Origin of the sequence: Stenotrophomonas sp. PS02297 (genome assembly GCF_029959705.1) — a bacterium.
GTDB lineage: Bacteria > Pseudomonadota > Gammaproteobacteria > Xanthomonadales > Xanthomonadaceae > Stenotrophomonas > Stenotrophomonas nitritireducens.
In genome coordinates this window covers 26,882-42,900 of the sequence record NZ_JASCOS010000011.1, presented here as the reverse complement: position 1 = coordinate 42,900, position 16,019 = coordinate 26,882, and the positions used below count along the sequence as shown (strand labels likewise).

General features: G+C 69.1%; 12 protein-coding genes. 7 read left to right on the top strand and 5 right to left on the bottom strand.

Annotated features, from left to right (window positions below):
* Nucleotides 1-65: 65 nt before the first annotated feature.
* The 3 genes from aceA to QMX80_RS04600 all read left to right on the top strand — a co-directional run bounded on the left by aceA (nt 66) and on the right by QMX80_RS04600 (nt 5,199).
* Entirely contained in the window at nt 66-1,397 is a 1,332-nt protein-coding gene (gene aceA, locus QMX80_RS04610; protein WP_055766866.1) for an isocitrate lyase, read from the top strand.
* A gap of 207 nt (nt 1,398-1,604) precedes the next feature.
* A complete protein-coding gene (locus QMX80_RS04605; protein ID WP_282275541.1) occupies nt 1,605-2,627 on the top strand; it encodes a GGDEF domain-containing protein in 1,023 nt (340 codons plus the stop codon).
* A 61-nt stretch (nt 2,628-2,688) separates the two neighbouring features.
* Nucleotides 2,689-5,199: a putative peptide modification system cyclase gene (locus tag QMX80_RS04600; RefSeq protein WP_273081340.1), complete on the top strand. Its 2,511-nt coding sequence runs from the start codon at nt 2,689-2,691 to the stop codon at nt 5,197-5,199.
* Here QMX80_RS04600 and QMX80_RS04595 read toward each other — a convergent pair.
* Nucleotides 5,140-5,445 (bottom strand): NHLP-related RiPP peptide, encoded by a 306-nt coding sequence (locus tag QMX80_RS04595; protein WP_055766857.1) that lies wholly within the window; start codon nt 5,443-5,445, stop codon nt 5,140-5,142. The genes QMX80_RS04600 and QMX80_RS04595 overlap by 60 nt on opposite strands.
* A 239-nt stretch (nt 5,446-5,684) precedes the next feature.
* On the opposite strand from QMX80_RS04595, the gene QMX80_RS04590 reads away from it, so the two are divergent.
* A complete protein-coding gene (locus QMX80_RS04590; protein WP_282275540.1) occupies nt 5,685-6,869 on the top strand; it encodes a putative peptide maturation dehydrogenase in 1,185 nt (394 codons plus the stop codon).
* A 28-nt stretch (nt 6,870-6,897) separates the two neighbouring features.
* Here QMX80_RS04590 and QMX80_RS04585 read toward each other — a convergent pair whose 3' ends face one another.
* From QMX80_RS04585 to QMX80_RS04575, 3 genes are all read right to left on the bottom strand, one after another.
* Nucleotides 6,898-8,871, bottom strand: coding sequence for an acetyl/propionyl/methylcrotonyl-CoA carboxylase subunit alpha (locus tag QMX80_RS04585; RefSeq protein WP_282275539.1), 1,974 nt, complete (start codon nt 8,869-8,871; stop codon nt 6,898-6,900).
* A 19-nt stretch (nt 8,872-8,890) separates the two neighbouring features.
* The gene (locus tag QMX80_RS04580; RefSeq protein ID WP_282275537.1) at nt 8,891-10,501 is read right to left on the bottom strand and encodes a carboxyl transferase domain-containing protein; all 1,611 of its coding nucleotides are present in this window, start codon (nt 10,499-10,501) and stop codon (nt 8,891-8,893) included.
* 211 nt (nt 10,502-10,712) lie between these two features.
* The gene (locus tag QMX80_RS04575; RefSeq protein ID WP_282275536.1) at nt 10,713-11,876 is read right to left on the bottom strand and encodes an isovaleryl-CoA dehydrogenase; all 1,164 of its coding nucleotides are present in this window, start codon (nt 11,874-11,876) and stop codon (nt 10,713-10,715) included.
* Between the two features lie 137 nt (nt 11,877-12,013).
* Here QMX80_RS04575 and QMX80_RS04570 point away from each other — a divergent pair, with 137 nt between their 5' ends.
* From QMX80_RS04570 to QMX80_RS04560, 3 genes are all read left to right on the top strand, one after another.
* Entirely contained in the window at nt 12,014-12,640 is a 627-nt protein-coding gene (locus tag QMX80_RS04570) for a TetR/AcrR family transcriptional regulator (protein ID WP_282275534.1), read from the top strand.
* 109 nt (nt 12,641-12,749) lie between these two features.
* Nucleotides 12,750-13,271 (top strand): c-type cytochrome, encoded by a 522-nt coding sequence (locus QMX80_RS04565; protein WP_055766839.1) that lies wholly within the window; start codon nt 12,750-12,752, stop codon nt 13,269-13,271.
* Between the two features lie 75 nt (nt 13,272-13,346).
* Nucleotides 13,347-15,074 carry an ExeM/NucH family extracellular endonuclease gene (locus QMX80_RS04560; protein WP_282275530.1) on the top strand — a complete coding sequence of 576 codons (1,728 nt, stop codon included), beginning with the start codon at nt 13,347-13,349 and terminating at the stop codon, nt 15,072-15,074.
* Nucleotides 15,075-15,112: 38 nt separating this feature from the next.
* Here QMX80_RS04560 and QMX80_RS04555 read toward each other — a convergent pair whose 3' ends face one another.
* Nucleotides 15,113-15,976 (bottom strand): EamA family transporter, encoded by an 864-nt coding sequence (locus tag QMX80_RS04555; protein WP_055766832.1) that lies wholly within the window; start codon nt 15,974-15,976, stop codon nt 15,113-15,115.
* Nucleotides 15,977-16,019 lie beyond the last annotated feature (43 nt).

Here is a 16,019-nt window from a genome sequence, read left to right as displayed (position 1 = left end):
GGTGAAGCCCCTTCACGACGGAAGCCGCCCCGCAAGCAAGCCACGCGACCCCAAGGAGTTACACCATGAGCACCCATCAGCAACAGATCGACGCCCTGCAGCACGACTGGGACAGCAATCCGCGCTGGACCGGCATCAAGCGCACCTACAGCGCCGCCGACGTGGTGCGCCTGCGCGGCAGCGTGCAGCCCGAGCACACCCTGGCCAAGCGCGGCGCCGAGCGCCTGTGGGAGCTGGTCAATGGCGCTTCGAAGAAGGGCTACGTCAATGCTTTCGGTGCGATCAGCGCCGGCCAGGCGATGCAGCAGGCCAAGGCGGGGCTGGAAGCGGTGTACCTGTCCGGCTGGCAGGTGGCCGCCGACGGCAACACCTCCGAGACCATGTACCCGGACCAGTCGCTGTACGCCTACGACTCGGTGCCGGCCATGGTCCGCCGCATCAACAACACCTTCCAGCGCGCCGACGAGATCCAGTGGAAGAACATCATCGACGGCAAGCTCAAGGCCGAGGACGCGATCGACTTCTTCCTGCCCATCGTCGCCGATGGCGAGGCCGGCTTCGGCGGCGTGCTCAATGCCTATGAGCTGATGAAGAACATGATCACCGCCGGTGCCGCCGCGGTGCATTTCGAGGACCAGCTGGCGGCGGTGAAGAAGTGCGGCCACATGGGCGGCAAGGTGCTGGTGCCGACCCAGGAGGCGATCCAGAAGCTGTCGGCCGCGCGCCTGGCGGCCGACGTGCTGGGCGTGCCGACCATCGTGCTGGCCCGTACCGACGCCGAGGCGGCCAACCTGCTGACCAGCGACTTCGACCCCAACGACGCCCCGTTCGTCACCGGCGAGCGCACCGCCGAGGGCTTCTACCGCGTGAAGAACGGCCTGGAGCAGGCGATCAGCCGCGGCGTGGCCTATGCCCCGCACGCCGACCTGGTGTGGTGCGAGACCGGCACCCCGGACCTGGGCTTCGCCCGCGAGTTCGCCCAGGCCGTGCATGCCGCCAGCCCCGGCAAGCTGCTGTCCTACAACTGCTCGCCCTCGTTCAACTGGAAGAAGAACCTGGACGACCGCACCATCGCCCGCTTCCAGGATGAACTGGCGGCGCTGGGCTACAAGTACCAGTTCATCACCCTGGCCGGCATCCACATCAACTGGTTCAACACCTTCAGGTTCGCCCAGGACTACGCCCGCGGCGAAGGCATGCGCCACTATGTGGAACAGGTGCAGGAGCCGGAGTTCGCGGCGCGCGGGCAGGGTTACACCTTCGTCTCGCACCAGCAGGAAGTGGGTGCGGGCTACTTCGACGACGTGACCACGGTGATCCAGGGCGGCGCTTCCAGCGTCACCGCGCTGACCGGTTCCACCGAGGAAGCGCAGTTCCAGCCGGGCAAGGCGGCCTGACCGGCTCGCATCGATACTTTTTTGAGCTTTCGGGTATGGAGGGCGGGCGGCCGCGGCGGCCGTCCGTCGCGCCGCTGCGGCATGAATGGGAGGGATGCCGGATTGCGGCATCCCGCATGCTTTGCGCCGGTGCTATCCTTCCGCGCTGGCCCCAGGGGACGACGGGGCGGTGGGGCTGAGGGAATGACCAGCGACAGTGCTGCAATCATGGCCGAAGAACGCGAACTGGGCGTCGCCCGCATGGCGATGGCCGAAATCGTGCATCCCGTTCTGTCGCCCGACGAATTCGCGCTGTTCTCGCGGTTCGGCCGGCAGCGCCAGGTCGCGGCCGGGGAAATGCTGTTCCGCCGTGGCGATTCGGGCGATGGGATGTTCGTCATCGTCAACGGCATCGTCGATCTCGATTTCGGCGAGGACCTGGTGGTCAAGTACCTCGGGCCGGGCGAGTTCTTCGGCGAACTGGGCCTGCTGATCGGCGACCATCGCCGCGGCGCCGATGCCCGCGCGTCGACGGAACTGACCCTGTTCGAACTGAGCCATCCCGATTTCCAGAAGCTCGTGGACCATGATCCCGGCCGGGTCGCCTATTTCCTGCGCCGCACGATCATGCGCGTGGTGTCCAACGAGCAGATGCTGATCCGGCAACTGCGCCGCCGCAACCACGACCTGGAAGCGGCGCTGGACAACCTCTACACCACCACCCACCAGCTCAACCACACCGAAGAGCTGGTGCGTACCGACGAACTGACCGGCCTGTACAACCGCCGCGGGCTTACCCTCTATCTGCAGGAATGCCGGCAGCCGTCGCGGAACCCGCCGCAGGGGCTGCTGCTGATCGACTGCGACCGCTTCAAGAGCGTCAACGACGAGCACGGCCACCTGGTGGGCGACCGGGTGCTGCAGGCGGTCGCCAACATCCTGCGTTCGGTGGTGCAGCCCGGCGGGCTGGCCTGCCGCCTCGGCGGCGACGAATTCTGCCTGCTGGTGCAGGACGCGGACGCCGGGGTGCTGGAGCATGTGGCCGGTTTCATCCTGCATGCGGTGCACGGCCTGCTGGAACGCTCGCAACCGGTGCCGCGCGTCTGTCCGGTGAGCATCGGCGCCTGCCTGCTCGATCCTGCGCGCGACTGGAACGACTGGTATGCCCATGCCGACAGCGCCCTGTACGAGGCCAAGCGGCGTGGCGGCAACCGGCTGCAATGGCCGGTGGACTGGCTGGGAGCCGGCTGACGTGCGGCAGGAGCAGGCCGCGCGCGGCAACGACGCAATGGCGGATATCCCCGCCCCCCGCTTGCATACGCTGCTGCTGACCGACCTGTGCGATTCGGTCGCTCTGGTGGAGAGGTTGGGCGATACCGCGGCCGCGGAACTGTTCCAGGAACACGACCGCCTGGTGCTGCGCCTGCAGCAGCACTGGAAGGGGCGGATGATCGACCGCTCCGATGGCCTGCTGTTGCTGTTCGACCGGCCGATCAACGGGCTGGGGTTCGCGCTGGACTACCGGCAGGGCCTGGAGGAGCTGGCGCGCTCGCGCGGCGTCGGCCTGCAGGCGCGGACCGGCATGCATGTCGGCGAGGTACTGACCTGGCACAACAGCGCCGAAGCGGTGCAGGCCGGCGCCAAGCCGCTGGAGGTCGAAGGCCTTGCCAAACCCTTGGCCGCGCGACTGATGGCGCTGGCGCGGCCGGGGCAGATCCTGCTTTCGGCCGTGGCCGAATCGCTGGCGCGCCGTTCCGCCCGCGAGCTGGGCGGGCGCAGCGAGCACCTGCTGTGGAAATCGCACGGCCGCTGGCACTTCAAGGGCGTGCCGATCACGCAGGAAGTGTTCGAGGTCGGCGAGCCGGGCTTCGCCCCGCTGCGCATGCCGCGCAGCACTCCCAAGGCTTGGCGCGACCTGCCGCTGTGGCGGCGCCCGGTGGCCCTGGTGGCGGAGCTGGCGCTGCTGGGGGTCCTGGGCATCGGTGCGTGGTTCATCCTGCGCCCGGAGCCGGCCATCGCCTTCGCCGAGCGCGACTGGGTGGTGATGGGCGACGTACGCAACCTGACCGGCAATGCCGTGCTGGATGACTCGATGGCACAGGCGTTGCGCATCAGCCTGGAGCAGTCACGCTATCTCAACGTGCTCAGCGACATGACCGTCGGCGATACCCTGGCGCGGATGCGCAGGCAGCGCGGAACCCGCATCGACCGCGCCATCGGCAGCGAGATCGCGATCCGCGATGGCGCCCGTGCGGTCGTCCTGCCGACGCTGGCGCAGGTTGGCGGGCGCTTGCGGGTGACGGTGGAAGTAGTCGATCCGCAGACCCAGGCCACCGTCTATGTGCTGACCCGCGATGTCTGGAAGATGGATGACCTGCTGGCGTCCATCGACAGCATCGCCGGTTCGGTGCGCGACCACCTGGGCGAATCTTCCGATGCGATCCGGAATCTGTCGCAGCCGCTGCCTGAAGTCACCACCGCCAGTCTCGATGCGTTGAAGTTGTATGCCGCCGGCAACAGTGTCTACAACCAGCGGCGGATGGAAGACGCACGCGTGCTGTACCAGAAGGCGGTGGACATCGATCCGCAGTTCGCGCTGGCGCTGCTCGGCATTACCCGCACCTACATGACGCAGGGCGATGCGGAAAAGGCCGAGCCCTATCTGCGCAGGGCGCTGGCGCTGCCTGACCATCTGCCGATGCGCAACCGCCTGTACATGGAAGCCCTGGCGGCCGAGTTCGAGCCGCAGCCGCTGCGCCATGCCCCTGCGAAATGGCGCCTGCTCGGCGAGGTATATCCGGACTATGCCGCCGCCCACCAGAACTATGCCTGGGACCAGTTCACCAACGGCAACCTGGACGAGGCATTGACGGCGGTCACCGCGGCGACTGCATCCAAAGAGCCGCTGCGCTATGTCTCCTGGGAACTGAAGGGCCGGATCCAGCTGGCTCAGGAAAAGTACGACGCCGCGATCGCCAGCTTCGAACAGATGCAACGGATTTCCGGGGCACCGGCGAACCGGCACCATGCCTCGGCCCTGGCCGCGCAGGGCAAGTTGCCCGAAGCCCTGCGCATGCTGGAGGCGAGCGCGGCACGCGAGCCTTCCAGTGCGTTGATCCACGTGCAGTGGGTGGCGGCGCTGCTGGCTGCCGGGCGGGCCGCGGACGCGGTGCAGGTTGCCGAGGCGGGAATCGCCAAGGCGGCGGGCGACAGCAATGGGACGCGCCTGTCCCAGCAACTGGGCGCCCTGGTGGCCCGTTACCGCACCGGTGTGCGGCCCGCGGCCGAGCTCGCCGCTCTGCTCGAGCAGGCCATCGGGATGGCCGAGGCCGCAGGTGCCGGGGAACTGGACGACCTGACCGGCAACACGCTTGCGGCGGCCCGCCTGCAGCAGCGCTACGCGGGGCGTGCGCTGAGTGCGGCGGACGAGCAGCGTCTGGCGAGACTGGTGCAGCGCTCGGGGGATCCCGGGAATGAGGCCCTGCATGCGGTCGTTGCCGCCGACCAGTGGCGGCTGCGGGGCGACCCGCAGCAGGCGATGCGGCGGTTGCGTGCGGCTGGCAAAGCCAGCGCCCTGACCCAGTGGCATGTGGCGATGCGTGATGGCCAGCAGGCTGCGGGCGACGCGCAGGGCAGCCGACGGGAGCAGGCCTGGCTTTCCAGCCACCCGGGCGCCGCCTGGGGCAACCGGATGGGCGGCGAGGCGTGCTTGGTGATGAACGTGGTGGAGACGCTCGCGGGGGATGCCGCGAGCGTGGGGGCCTCAGTCGTTGAAGGCGAAAATGACGGTGTGCGGCTGCTCGCAGGTAAGACCCTGCATTAGGCGCTCGCGTGCGGCACGCAGCGCTTCCTTGCTCGCCAGCACGGTGGTGACGCGCAGGCAGCTTTGGCCGCGCAGCGCCAGCGCGGCCTGTTCGGGCGACAGTCCCAACTGGACCAACGCCTGTTCCGGATCCTGCGCGAACAGATCGCGGAAGGCATCGTCTTCGGACAACAGGTCAAGCAGGTGCGTCGCTACTTCCTGACTCAACGGCGGGTGTGCGGCATTGCCGTGGTGATGGTGGTTCATGGGTCCCCTGTGGTGTGTGGCCTCCGCCTGATGCGAAGGATCTGCCGCGAGCATACAGTCCAAACCTGCCGGATTCATTGGTCCAGCCCAACTGGCGGAATGTTTCTACGCCGTGACAACGCCCGACACCTGGTCAAGCGGGCTGCATGATGGTGCCGGCCAACGATAAGCATCCATGTGGCCGCCGCGCCGCGCGGGGGATTTCCGGCATCCTGCAGAGCCCGTCATGAGGAAACAGCGTGCGAGTACGTCGATGTGGTGCCTTGGTAATCGAGCCGAATGAAATTCCATCCCTGGATATCGGCGACCTGCTGTCGGGGGGCGATGGAGTACGGACCCGGGTCGAGATCAGGGTATGGGCGGCGCACCTGGACGAATACCGGCGGGTAAGCCCCGCGCAGGCGCAATGGCTGCTCCAGTGCAGCGCCGAGTACTGGCAGGACCTGCCTGCGGATGCGGATTCAAGGGCGCTGGTGCACTCGCTGCTGGCGCTGGAACTGTTGGTGGCCGAAGAGGTGCCCGATGCGGAAACGGGCGTCGGGCCCGTGTCCCGTTCCACGCCGGGAGAGGGCCACTGGTGGCCGCTGGCGGCGATCCACCACCGCCATTCGCGCTGGCAGGGCGTGGACAGCGTGACGGACATGGAGAGGAGCCAGCTGGTCACGGCCCACGATCTTCGCCAACGGCTCGGTTCCCCGCCGCCCGCGGTGTCGGATCAGGGGCCGCTGCCGGGGCAGATCGGCCTGCCGGAGGTTCCCGCCAGCGCACTGGAATCACTGGGGCGCAGGCGAGTGACCTGCCGCAATTTCGACCCTGGGCGTTCCGTGTCGATGGCGCAGCTGGCGGCAGCCCTGCAGCAGACGTTCCGCGCGCATGCGCAACTCGAACCCGCGCCCGGCCTGGTGTTCCTGAAAAAGAACGTGCCCTCCGCCGGCGGCCTGCATCCCATGGAGGCGTGCCTGCTGGTGCAGCGCGTGGAAGGCCTGGCGCCCGGCCTCTATCGCTATCACCCGCTCCGGCACGCGCTGACGCCGGTGGTCCCGGAGTGCGAGCTCGATGCGGACGCGGCGCGGCGGTTCCTGGCGGGCCAGCACTGGTTCGCGGATGCGGCGGTGCTGGTGGTCTTCGTCTGCCGCTTCGAGCGCAGCCTCTGGAAGTACCGCAACCATCGCAAGGTCTATCGCGCGATGATGCTCGACGCCGGCCATCTGTCGCAGGCGCTGTACATGGCCGCGACCGAATGCGGGCTGGGCGCTTTCGTTACCTCGGCGATCAATGAAGTCGACATCGAGAAGGTGCTTGCGCTCGATCCGCTGAAGGAAGGCCCGTTGGCCATCTGCGGCATGGGCTGGCGTGCGCAGGAAAGGACGACCGCCGAGCTGGACCCGCTTCAAAGCGCCTGGCCCGCACCGGGCGGCGCCTGAGGTTCGCCGTCCCGGGCGGACTACGACCTCAGTCCGCCTCGAAATCCACCAGCACCGCGCCATCGCCGACCTGTTCGCCCGCGCGCACGCGATAGCCGTTGACCACGCCCTCGGCCGGGGCCTGCAGGGTGTGTTCCATCTTCATCGCTTCCATCACCAGCAGCGGGGCGCCGCGGGCGACCCTGCTGCCGGGTTCGACCAGCAGGGCGATGACGCGGCCGGGCATCGGCGCGAGCAGGCTGCCGCCGTGGTCGCCGGGATTGTCGGCATCGGCGACCGGGTCATGCAGGGTGTAGCGGCGCTGGCCGGTGTCGCCGAAGACGTACAGCGCACTGCCGTCGTGCAGGACCTCGCCGCGGAGCAGGCGGTCGTCGATCTGCAATGCGTAGCTCCCACTTCCGGCATGGCCGCTGATCCGCAACGGGGTGGCGTCGCCGCCTTGGACCTCCCAGCCATCGGCCTCGCGGCGTACCTGCAGCGTCTGTTGCTGCTGCAGGTGCTCCAGCGTGATCGAACGCGCTGCTGGTCCGGTCAGGCGCCAGCCGTCGGCGATGGCCCACGGTGAGGCCTCGACTGTCGCGGAGGCGCTTTCCTCGACGGCGAGCACCGCGGCCAGTGCCCAGTCCGCGGCGCTGGCAGGGTGATGCGCGATGTCCAGTGCTTCGTGTTCGCGTTCGATCAGGGCGGTGTCCAGATCGGCGTGCTGGAAGGACGCGGTCGCCACCAGCCGATGCAGGAAGGCGGCGTTGGTGGTGACGCCGGCCGCCTGGCACTGCGCCAGCGCACGCCGCATGCGCAGCAGCGCGCGTCCGCGGTCCACGTCCCAGACGACCAGCTTGGCGATCATCGGGTCGTAGTACGGGGTGATCGCATCGCCCTGCTCGACGCCGGCATCCACGCGCACATTGGCGCTGGCCTGCGGCAGCCGCAGGTGGCGCAGCGTGCCGGTGGAGGGCAGGAAGCCGCGGTCGGCGTCCTCTGCGTACAGCCGCGCCTCGATGGCATGGCCATGGAGGCGCAGTTCGTCCTGCGTTTTCGGCAGCTTCTGGCCCGCGGCCACGCGCAGCTGCCATTCGACCAGGTCGGTGCCGGTGATCATCTCCGTCACCGGGTGCTCGACCTGCAGGCGGGTGTTCATTTCCATGAACCAGAACTCGCCCGACGGGGCGGCGATGAACTCCACCGTGCCGGCACCCACGTAGCCGACCGCGCGGGCGGCGTCGGTCGCAGCCCTGCCCATTGCCGCGCGGCGCTCTGGCGTCATGCCCGGCGCGGGCGCTTCTTCCAGCACCTTCTGGTGGCGGCGCTGCACCGAGCAGTCGCGCTCGAACAGATGGACCACGTTGCCGTGGCCGTCGCCGAACACCTGGATCTCGATATGGCGCGGGCGCTCGATGTACTTCTCCACCAGCATGTGCGCATTGCCGAACGCCGACTGCGCCTCGCGCTGGCAGCTGGCCAGGGCCGCTTCGAAATCCGCACTGGCCTCGACCCTGCGCATGCCCTTGCCGCCGCCGCCGGCGCTGGCCTTGATCAGCACCGGATAGCCGATGGCGTCGGCCTGCGCGCGCAGGAACGCAGGCTCCTGCCGCTCGCCGTGATAGCCCGGCGTCAGCGGTACGCCGGCCTGCTGCATCAGCGCCTTGGCCGCGCTCTTGTCGCCCATCGCATCGATGGCGCTGGCCGGTGGGCCGATGAAGACGATGCCGGCCTCGGCGCAGGCGCGGGCGAAGCCGGCGTTCTCGGACAGGAAGCCGTAGCCGGGATGGATCGCCTGTGCGCCGGTGCGGCGCGCGGCGTCGAGGATGGCATCGCCGCGCAGGTAGCTCTCCGCCGCCGGCGCCGCGCCGATGCGGACGGCCTCGTCGGCCAGCCGCACGTGCCGCGCGTCGCGGTCGGCATCTGAATACACCGCCACGGTGGCGATACCCAGGCGGCGGCAGGTGGCAATGACGCGGCAGGCGATTTCGCCGCGGTTGGCGATCAGGATTTTGTCGAACATGTCCGGTCTCCGTTCGCCGTTACATGCGGAACACGCCGAAGCGCGTGTCCTGCGTGGGCGCGTTGAGGCTGGCGGCCAGCGCCAGGCCGAGGATGCGGCGGGTGTCGGCGGGATCGATCACGCCGTCGTCCCACAGCCGCGCGCTGGCGTAATAGGGGTGGCCCTGCTGCTCGAACTGGTCGCGGATCGGCTGCTTGAACGCATCCTCCTCCTGCGCCGACCATTGCCCGCCCTTGCCTTCGATGCCGTCGCGCTTGACCGTGGCCAGCACGCTGGCGGCCTGCTCGCCGCCCATCACGCCGATGCGCGCGTTCGGCCACATCCACAGGAAGTGCGGCGAATAGGCGCGGCCGCACATGCCGTAGTTGCCGGCGCCGAACGAGCCGCCGATCACCACCGTGTACTTGGGCACGCGCGCGTTGGCCACTGCCATCACCAGTTTGGCGCCGTCCTTGGCGATGCCGCCGTGTTCGTACTTGCGGCCGACCATGAAGCCGGTGATGTTCTGCAGGAACAGCAGCGGGATGCCGCGCTGGCAGCACAGCTCGATGAAATGCGCGCCCTTGAGCGCCGATTCGGAGAACAGGATGCCGTTGTTGGCGATGACGCCCACCGGATGGCCGTGCACGTGCGCGAAACCGGTGACCAGGGTGTTGCCGTAGCGCGGCTTGAACTCGTCGAAACGCGAGCCATCGACGATGCGCATGATCACCTCGCGCACGTCGTAGGGTTTGCGGGTGTCGCCGGGGATCACGCCATACAGTTCCCGGGCGTCGAACAGCGGCGCTTCGCCGGCCTGCAGCGTGACGCCCGGTTCGGGCCTGCGCCAGTTGAGGTTGGCGACGATGGCGCGCACCCGCGCCAGCGCCTGCAGGTCGTTGTCGGCCAGGTGGTCGGCGACGCCGGAGATGCGCGTGTGCACGTCGGCGCCACCCAGCTCCTCGGCGCTGACCACCTCGCCGGTGGCGGCTTTCACCAGCGGCGGGCCGCCGAGGAAGATGGTGCCCTGTTCCTTGACGATGACCGTCTCGTCGCTCATCGCCGGCACGTAGGCGCCGCCGGCGGTGCAGCTGCCCATCACGCAGGCGATCTGCGGGATGCCCTGTGCGGAGAGGTTGGCCTGGTTGTAGAAGATGCGGCCGAAGTGGTCGCGGTCGGGGAACACCTCGTCCTGCAGCGGCAGGAAGGCGCCGCCGGAATCCACCAGGTAGATGCAGGGCAGGCGGTTCTGCTGCGCGATTTCCTGCGCGCGCAGGTGCTTCTTCACCGTGACCGGGTAGTAGGTGCCGCCCTTGACCGTGGCGTCGTTGGCGACGATCAGGCATTCCACGCCGGAGACGCGGCCGATGCCGGCGACCATGCCGGCGCCGGGCACCGGGTCGTCGTACATGCCGTGCGCGGCCAGCGGCGCGATTTCGAGGAACGGACTGCCGGGGTCGAGCAGGGCGTCGATGCGCTCGCGCACCAGCAGTTTGCCGCGCGCCGTGTGTTTGGCCCGCGCCGCCTCGCTGCCGCCGCGCGCGGTGGCTTCCAGCGTGGCGCGCAGATCGTCGACCAGCGCCTGCATCGCCGCGCGGTTGGCTTCGAAGGAGTCGGTGCCGGGTTGCAGCTGGGATTTCAGTACGGTCATGGCGGTGGCCTTGGCTTTCCCTTCTCCCGGTGGGAGAAAGTGCCCCGATGGGGCGGATGAGGGTCCGGAAGAAGCCTCGGGAAGATTCAGGGGGTGTCGTCCCGCGCCTTCTCCATCGCTTCCGCTTCGCGCGCTGCCCCTGCGCTGGCGCAGGGGCGCTCGCGGAGGTCCGCAAACCGCCGCTCTCCCTCCGGAGGGAGAGCGGCTTCGATCACGCCGTGCGCTGGAACAGCTCGCGCCCGATCAGCATGCGCCGGATTTCCGAAGTACCAGCGCCGATTTCATACAGTTTGGCATCGCGCCACAGGCGCCCGGCCGGGTATTCGTTGATGTAGCCGTTGCCGCCGAGGATCTGGATCGCCTCGCCGGCGGCCCAGGTGGCCTTCTCGGCCGAATACAGGATCGCGCCGGCCGCGTCCTGGCGGGTGGTCCGCCCCTGGTCGCAGGCGCGTGCCACCGCATATACATAGGCGCGGCAGGCATTGAGGCCCACATACATGTCGGCGAGCTTGGCCTGGATCAGCTGGAAGCTGCCGATCGCCTCGCCGAACTGCCTGCGCTCGTGCACATAGGGCAGCACCACGTCCAGCGCCGCGGCCATCAGCCCGAGCGGGCCGCCGGACAGCACCACGCGCTCGTAGTCCAGCCCGGACATCAGCACCTTGACCCCGCCGCCGACTTCGCCGAGCACGTTCCCGGCCGGCACCTCGCAGTCCTGGAACACCAGCTCGCAGGTGTTGGAGGCGCGCATGCCCAGCTTGTCCAGCTTCTGCGCGGTGGAGAAGCCCTTCATGCCCTTCTCGACGATGAAGGCGGTGATGCCGCGCGAGCCGGCTTCCGGATCGGTCTTGGCATAGACCACCAGCACGTCGGCATCCGGGCCATTGGTGATCCACATCTTGTTGCCGTTGAGCACGTAGTGGTCGCCGCGCCGGTCCGCGCGCAGCTTCATCGACACCACGTCCGAGCCGGCGCCCGGTTCGCTCATCGCCAGCGCGCCGATGTGTTCGCCGCTGCACAGCTTCGGCAGGTAGCGCTGCTTCTGCGCTTCGCTGGCGTTCTTGCGCAGCTGGTTGAGGCACAGGTTGGAATGCGCGCCGTAGGACAGGCCGATGCCGCCGGACGCGCGCGAGATTTCCTCCATCGCCACCACATGGGCCAGGTACCCCATGCCGCTGCCGCCGTATTCTTCCTCCACGGTCATGCCGAGCAGGCCCTGCTCGCCGAGCCGGCGCCAGAGCGGGTTGGGGAAGTGGTTGGTCGCATCGGCTTCCGCCGCCAGCGGGGCGATATGCGCGGCCGCGAACTGGGCCACGCTTTCGCGCAGCATGTCGATCTCTTCGCCGAGATCGAAGGAAAGGGTGGGGACGTGCATGGGGCGGCTCCGGCTGGAAGAGGGCGCTCCGGGATGGTGGGGGCGGACCGGCCGCCAGCACGGGCGTTTGCGCGCAGCCTAGCGGGTCTCCATGAAAAAGTGAATACAAATTCAAAAATTGAACCTAGAATCAAACCATGGCCTACAAACGCTCGGAACTGATGGAAAAACGCCTCGCAGGCAACCGCGAGGCGATCCTGGCCGCGGCCCGCCGGCTGGTCGCCGCCGGCGGTTACCGCAATGCACCGATCACCGCCGTGGCGGCCGAGGCGGGCGTGTCCACCGGGCTGATCTACCGCCACTTCCCGTCCAAGGCCGAGCTGTTCGTGGAAGTGCTGAGCGCCGCGGTCGAGCACGAGCTGGACATCCTGTCGGCCATCGCCGACGAGCCGCAGCCGGCGGCGCTGCGCCTGCAGCAGGCGGTGGCCTCCTTCGTGCGCCGCGCGCTGGCCGGGCCGGCGCTGGCCTATGCCTTCATCGCCGAACCGGTGGACCCGGAGGTCGAGGCCGAGCGCATCCGCTGCCGCCGCCTGTTCGGCGATGTGTTCAAGCGCATCCTCGACGATGGCGTGCGCGCTGGCGAATTCCCGCCGCAGGACCTGGACGTGGGCGCGGCCTGCATCGTCGGCGCTTTCACCGAAGCGCTGGTCGGGCCGACCGCGCCCAGCCGCGACGGCCTGCGCGGCGGTGAGCCCCTGGTCGAGGCGATCGGCGCGCTGTGCCTGCGCGCGGCCGGCGTGGGAGCCGTCGCGGGCGCGCCATGACGGCATGCCGGCGCGGTCCCGGCCGGCGACCGTTGCCGGTGGGTAGGGGCGCTGGTCTATACTCCGCCGGTAGCTGTGGTCCATCGACTACTTGCCAGGGGTTTGATACGTGCGGAATTACGACCTTCAGTTCCTGAAACGCTTCTCCATCGTGATCGCCTTCTTGGCTGTCGTCACGATCGGCCTGATCATCTTCGCTTCGTTCCTGCAGCGCGCGATTCCCACCGAAGCCTCCCCGCAGGCGGTTGCGCGCGTCGAGCAGCGCATCGCGCCGGCCGGCGCCGTCTATGCGGGCAGCACCGGCGCGGCAGCGCAGGCCGCGGCCGCGGAAGCTGCTGCCGCACAGGCCGCAGCCGCGGGCGGCGCCTATGAAGGCACCCTCGACGGCAAGGTGATTTTCGACAAGCTGTGCACCGCCTGCCACCTGACCGGCGTGGGCATGGCGCCGACCCTGGATCATGCGCATTGGGACAAGCGCATCGCCCAGGGCACCGAAACGCTCTACAAGCACGCCATCGACGGCTATACCGGTCCGGACGGCGGAGTGATGCCGCCCAAGGGCGGCAATGCCGGGCTCAGCGAAGCGCAGATCCACGCCACCGTGGACTGGATGCTCGCAAACCTGAAATAAAACGTCCTCATCATGGACACTCGGCGCCGCCCTCCCGGGCGGCGCTTTGTTTTCCGCCGTTCTGGAGTCCGCCACATGCGCCACCTTCCCTCGCTGCTCGCCCTCTCGCTGTCCGTCGCCCTCGTGCCGCAGGCCGTCGCCAGGGGGCCGGCCGTCATCGCCATCGGCCAGGTCCAGGGCAGCGGCGAACGCAGTCCGCTGGAAGGTCGGCAGGTGACCATCGAAGGCATCGTCACCGCCGATCTGCGCGCTGGGCTGGGCGGCGTCTTCGTGCAGGATGAAGGCGACCATGATCCGGCGACCTCCGATGCGGTGTTCGTGCAGCTGGATCCGGCGCAGAACGCATCGGCAGGACAGTGGCTGCGCATTACCGGCACGGTGCAGGAGCTGCCGGCCGGCAAGGGCGGGCAGAGCCTCACCGCGCTCAAGGCGGAGACGGTCGTCGCGGCCCGTTCCCGGCCGGCGCCGCCGGTCATCGTGCTCGACGGCGTGCCGGCCAACTGGGAAGCGCTGGAAGGCATGCAGGTGCGCATCGCCGCGCCGCTGACCCTGTCCGGCCAGGACCAGCTGGCGCGTCATGGCGAACTCGCCGTCGCATTCGAGGGCCGGCTGTGGCAGCCCACCGAGCTGGCCGCCGCCGGCACCGCGGAAAACGCGGCGCTGCTGGCCGACAACGCGCGCCGCCGCCTGCGCCTGGACGATGGCAGCGGCCAGCGCGATCCGGGCCATGTGTCCTATCTGCCCGACGATGCGCAGCTGCGCACCGGCATGGTGTTCACGGGTGTCGAGGGCGTGGTCGACCAGCGCTACGACGGCGCATACCGGCTGCAGCTGACCCGCCCGCTGCAGGTGCCCGCCATCGAGCGCCCGCAGCCGCCGGCCGTGGCGGGCGCGCTGCGCATCGCCGCGTTCAACCTGGAGAACTACTTCAATGGCGACGGCCGGGGCGGCGGTTTCCCGACGCTGCGCGGCGCAAAGACGCCTGCGCAGTTCCAGGCGCAGCAGGCCAAGCTGATCGCCACCATCCGCGCTCTCGACGCGGACGTGGCCGCGCTGATGGAGCTGGAGAACGACGGCTACGGTCCGGATTCGGCGATCGCCGGGCTGGTGCGTGCGCTCAACGAGGGGCAAGGCAAGGACCGCCAGTGGGCGTTCGTCGATGCCGGCAAGGGTCCGGGCGACAACCCGATCCGCGTGGGCATCATCTATCGCGCCTCGCGCGTGGCGCCGGTAGGCAAGCCGGTGGTGCTGGAGCACGAACCTTTCGGCGAGCGCAGCCGGGTGCCGTTGGCGCAGGCCTTCCGCGTGGGGCGCAAGGGCCAGCCGTTCGTGGTCGTGGCCAACCATTTCAAGTCCAAGGGCTGTACCGACGCGACTGGTGCCGATGCCGACCAGAACGACGGCCAGGGTTGCTGGAACGCAACCCGCGTGGAATCGGCACGGCTGTTGAGCCAGTGGCTGCAGCGCGACCCGACCGGCAGCGGCAGCCGCGACGCGGTGCTGCTGGGCGACTTCAACGCCTATGCGATGGAAGACCCGATCCGCCAGCTGCATGCCGATGGCTGGCGCGATGCGTTCAAGGTGGCCGGCGTGCACCAGCCCTACAGCTATGTCTACAACGGACTGACCGGCCGCCTCGACCACGCCCTGCTCAATCCCGGCATGGCGGCGCGGTTGAAGGGCGCCGCCGAGTGGCACATCAATGCCGACGAGGCCGACGAAGCGGGCTACCAGGGGCGCAACGTGCCCGGTCCTTGGCGCAGTTCGGACCACGACCCGCTGCTGCTGGGCTTCGATCCCTGATCGGGGAATCGCGATCGTAGGAGCGGCTCCAGCCTCTCCTACGCCTGCGCCCCGCGCGCGATCAGCGCGATCGCCATCACCGCCAGGCCCAGGCCGATGCGGTTCCAGCGGCTGGTCTTCTCGCCGAAGGCGAGCATGCCGACCAGTGCGCCCAGGCAGACCACGCCGATGTTCATGCCGGCGAAGATGGTGGCCGGGCTGTGCGGCATCGCCTGGTGGGCGCGCACATAGAACAGGATGTTGCCGAAGTTGATCGCGCCCAGCAGCAGTCCGAAGCCGAGGTTGCGGGCTTCCAGCCGGCGGCGGCCGCTGAAATGGCGCTGCAGCTGCCAGCCCAGCATCAGCACGAAGGCGATGGCGAAGCTGGCCAGCAGCGCGGCGGTGGAAGGCGTGCCGGACAGCGCCACCTGCTTGAGCAGGATGTCGATGAGCGCGAAACCGGCCCATACCGCCAGCAGCCAGCGCCAGCCCGATGCCGTGGCGCCGCCGGCATCGCCGTTGCGCGCGCTCACCCCGACGATGGCCAGCAGGCCCAGGCCCAGCCCGGCCAGCTTCCAGCCGTTGGCATGTTCGCCGAACAGCGCGAACGCCGCGCCCAGCGACAGCAGCAGCGACAGCCGCTGCGCCACGTCGCTGCGCACGATGCCGGCCTCGCGCACGGCGCGCGCCAGCACCAGGAAGATGCCCGGCAGGGCCAGCGCCAGGCCGAGCAGCGCCAGCCAGGGCGCGTGCCCGTTCCGCAGCGACTGCAGCGAGGGCTGGAGCAGCAGCAGCGACAACGCACTGGCGGCAAGGTAGTTCCAGGTCACCGCCTGGGCGATGTCGATGCCGCGCCGCGGCGCCAGTTTCAGCAGGACCGAGACCAGCACGCTGCACACCACGCTCAGGATCAGGAAGTGCATCGCGTTCGTTACCGGGCAGGGCGGCGGTGAAGCCGGTGGATGG

What these genes read in the sequence shown, in the direction of transcription:
- QMX80_RS04560 (WP_282275530.1), top strand. Translation starts at nt 13,347, where the DNA reads ATGCGCCACCTTCCCTCGCTGCTCGCCCTCTCGCTGTCCGTCGCCCTC.
- QMX80_RS04555 (WP_055766832.1), bottom strand. Translation starts at nt 15,976, where the DNA reads ATGCACTTCCTGATCCTGAGCGTGGTGTGCAGCGTGCTGGTCTCGGTC.
- QMX80_RS04580 (WP_282275537.1), bottom strand. Translation starts at nt 10,501, where the DNA reads ATGACCGTACTGAAATCCCAGCTGCAACCCGGCACCGACTCCTTCGAA.
- QMX80_RS04595 (WP_055766857.1), bottom strand. Translation starts at nt 5,445, where the DNA reads ATGAACCACCATCACCACGGCAATGCCGCACACCCGCCGTTGAGTCAG.
- aceA (WP_055766866.1), top strand. Translation starts at nt 66, where the DNA reads ATGAGCACCCATCAGCAACAGATCGACGCCCTGCAGCACGACTGGGAC.
- QMX80_RS04575 (WP_282275536.1), bottom strand. Translation starts at nt 11,876, where the DNA reads ATGCACGTCCCCACCCTTTCCTTCGATCTCGGCGAAGAGATCGACATG.
- QMX80_RS04585 (WP_282275539.1), bottom strand. Translation starts at nt 8,871, where the DNA reads ATGTTCGACAAAATCCTGATCGCCAACCGCGGCGAAATCGCCTGCCGC.
- QMX80_RS04605 (WP_282275541.1), top strand. Translation starts at nt 1,605, where the DNA reads ATGGCCGAAGAACGCGAACTGGGCGTCGCCCGCATGGCGATGGCCGAA.
- QMX80_RS04570 (WP_282275534.1), top strand. Translation starts at nt 12,014, where the DNA reads ATGGCCTACAAACGCTCGGAACTGATGGAAAAACGCCTCGCAGGCAAC.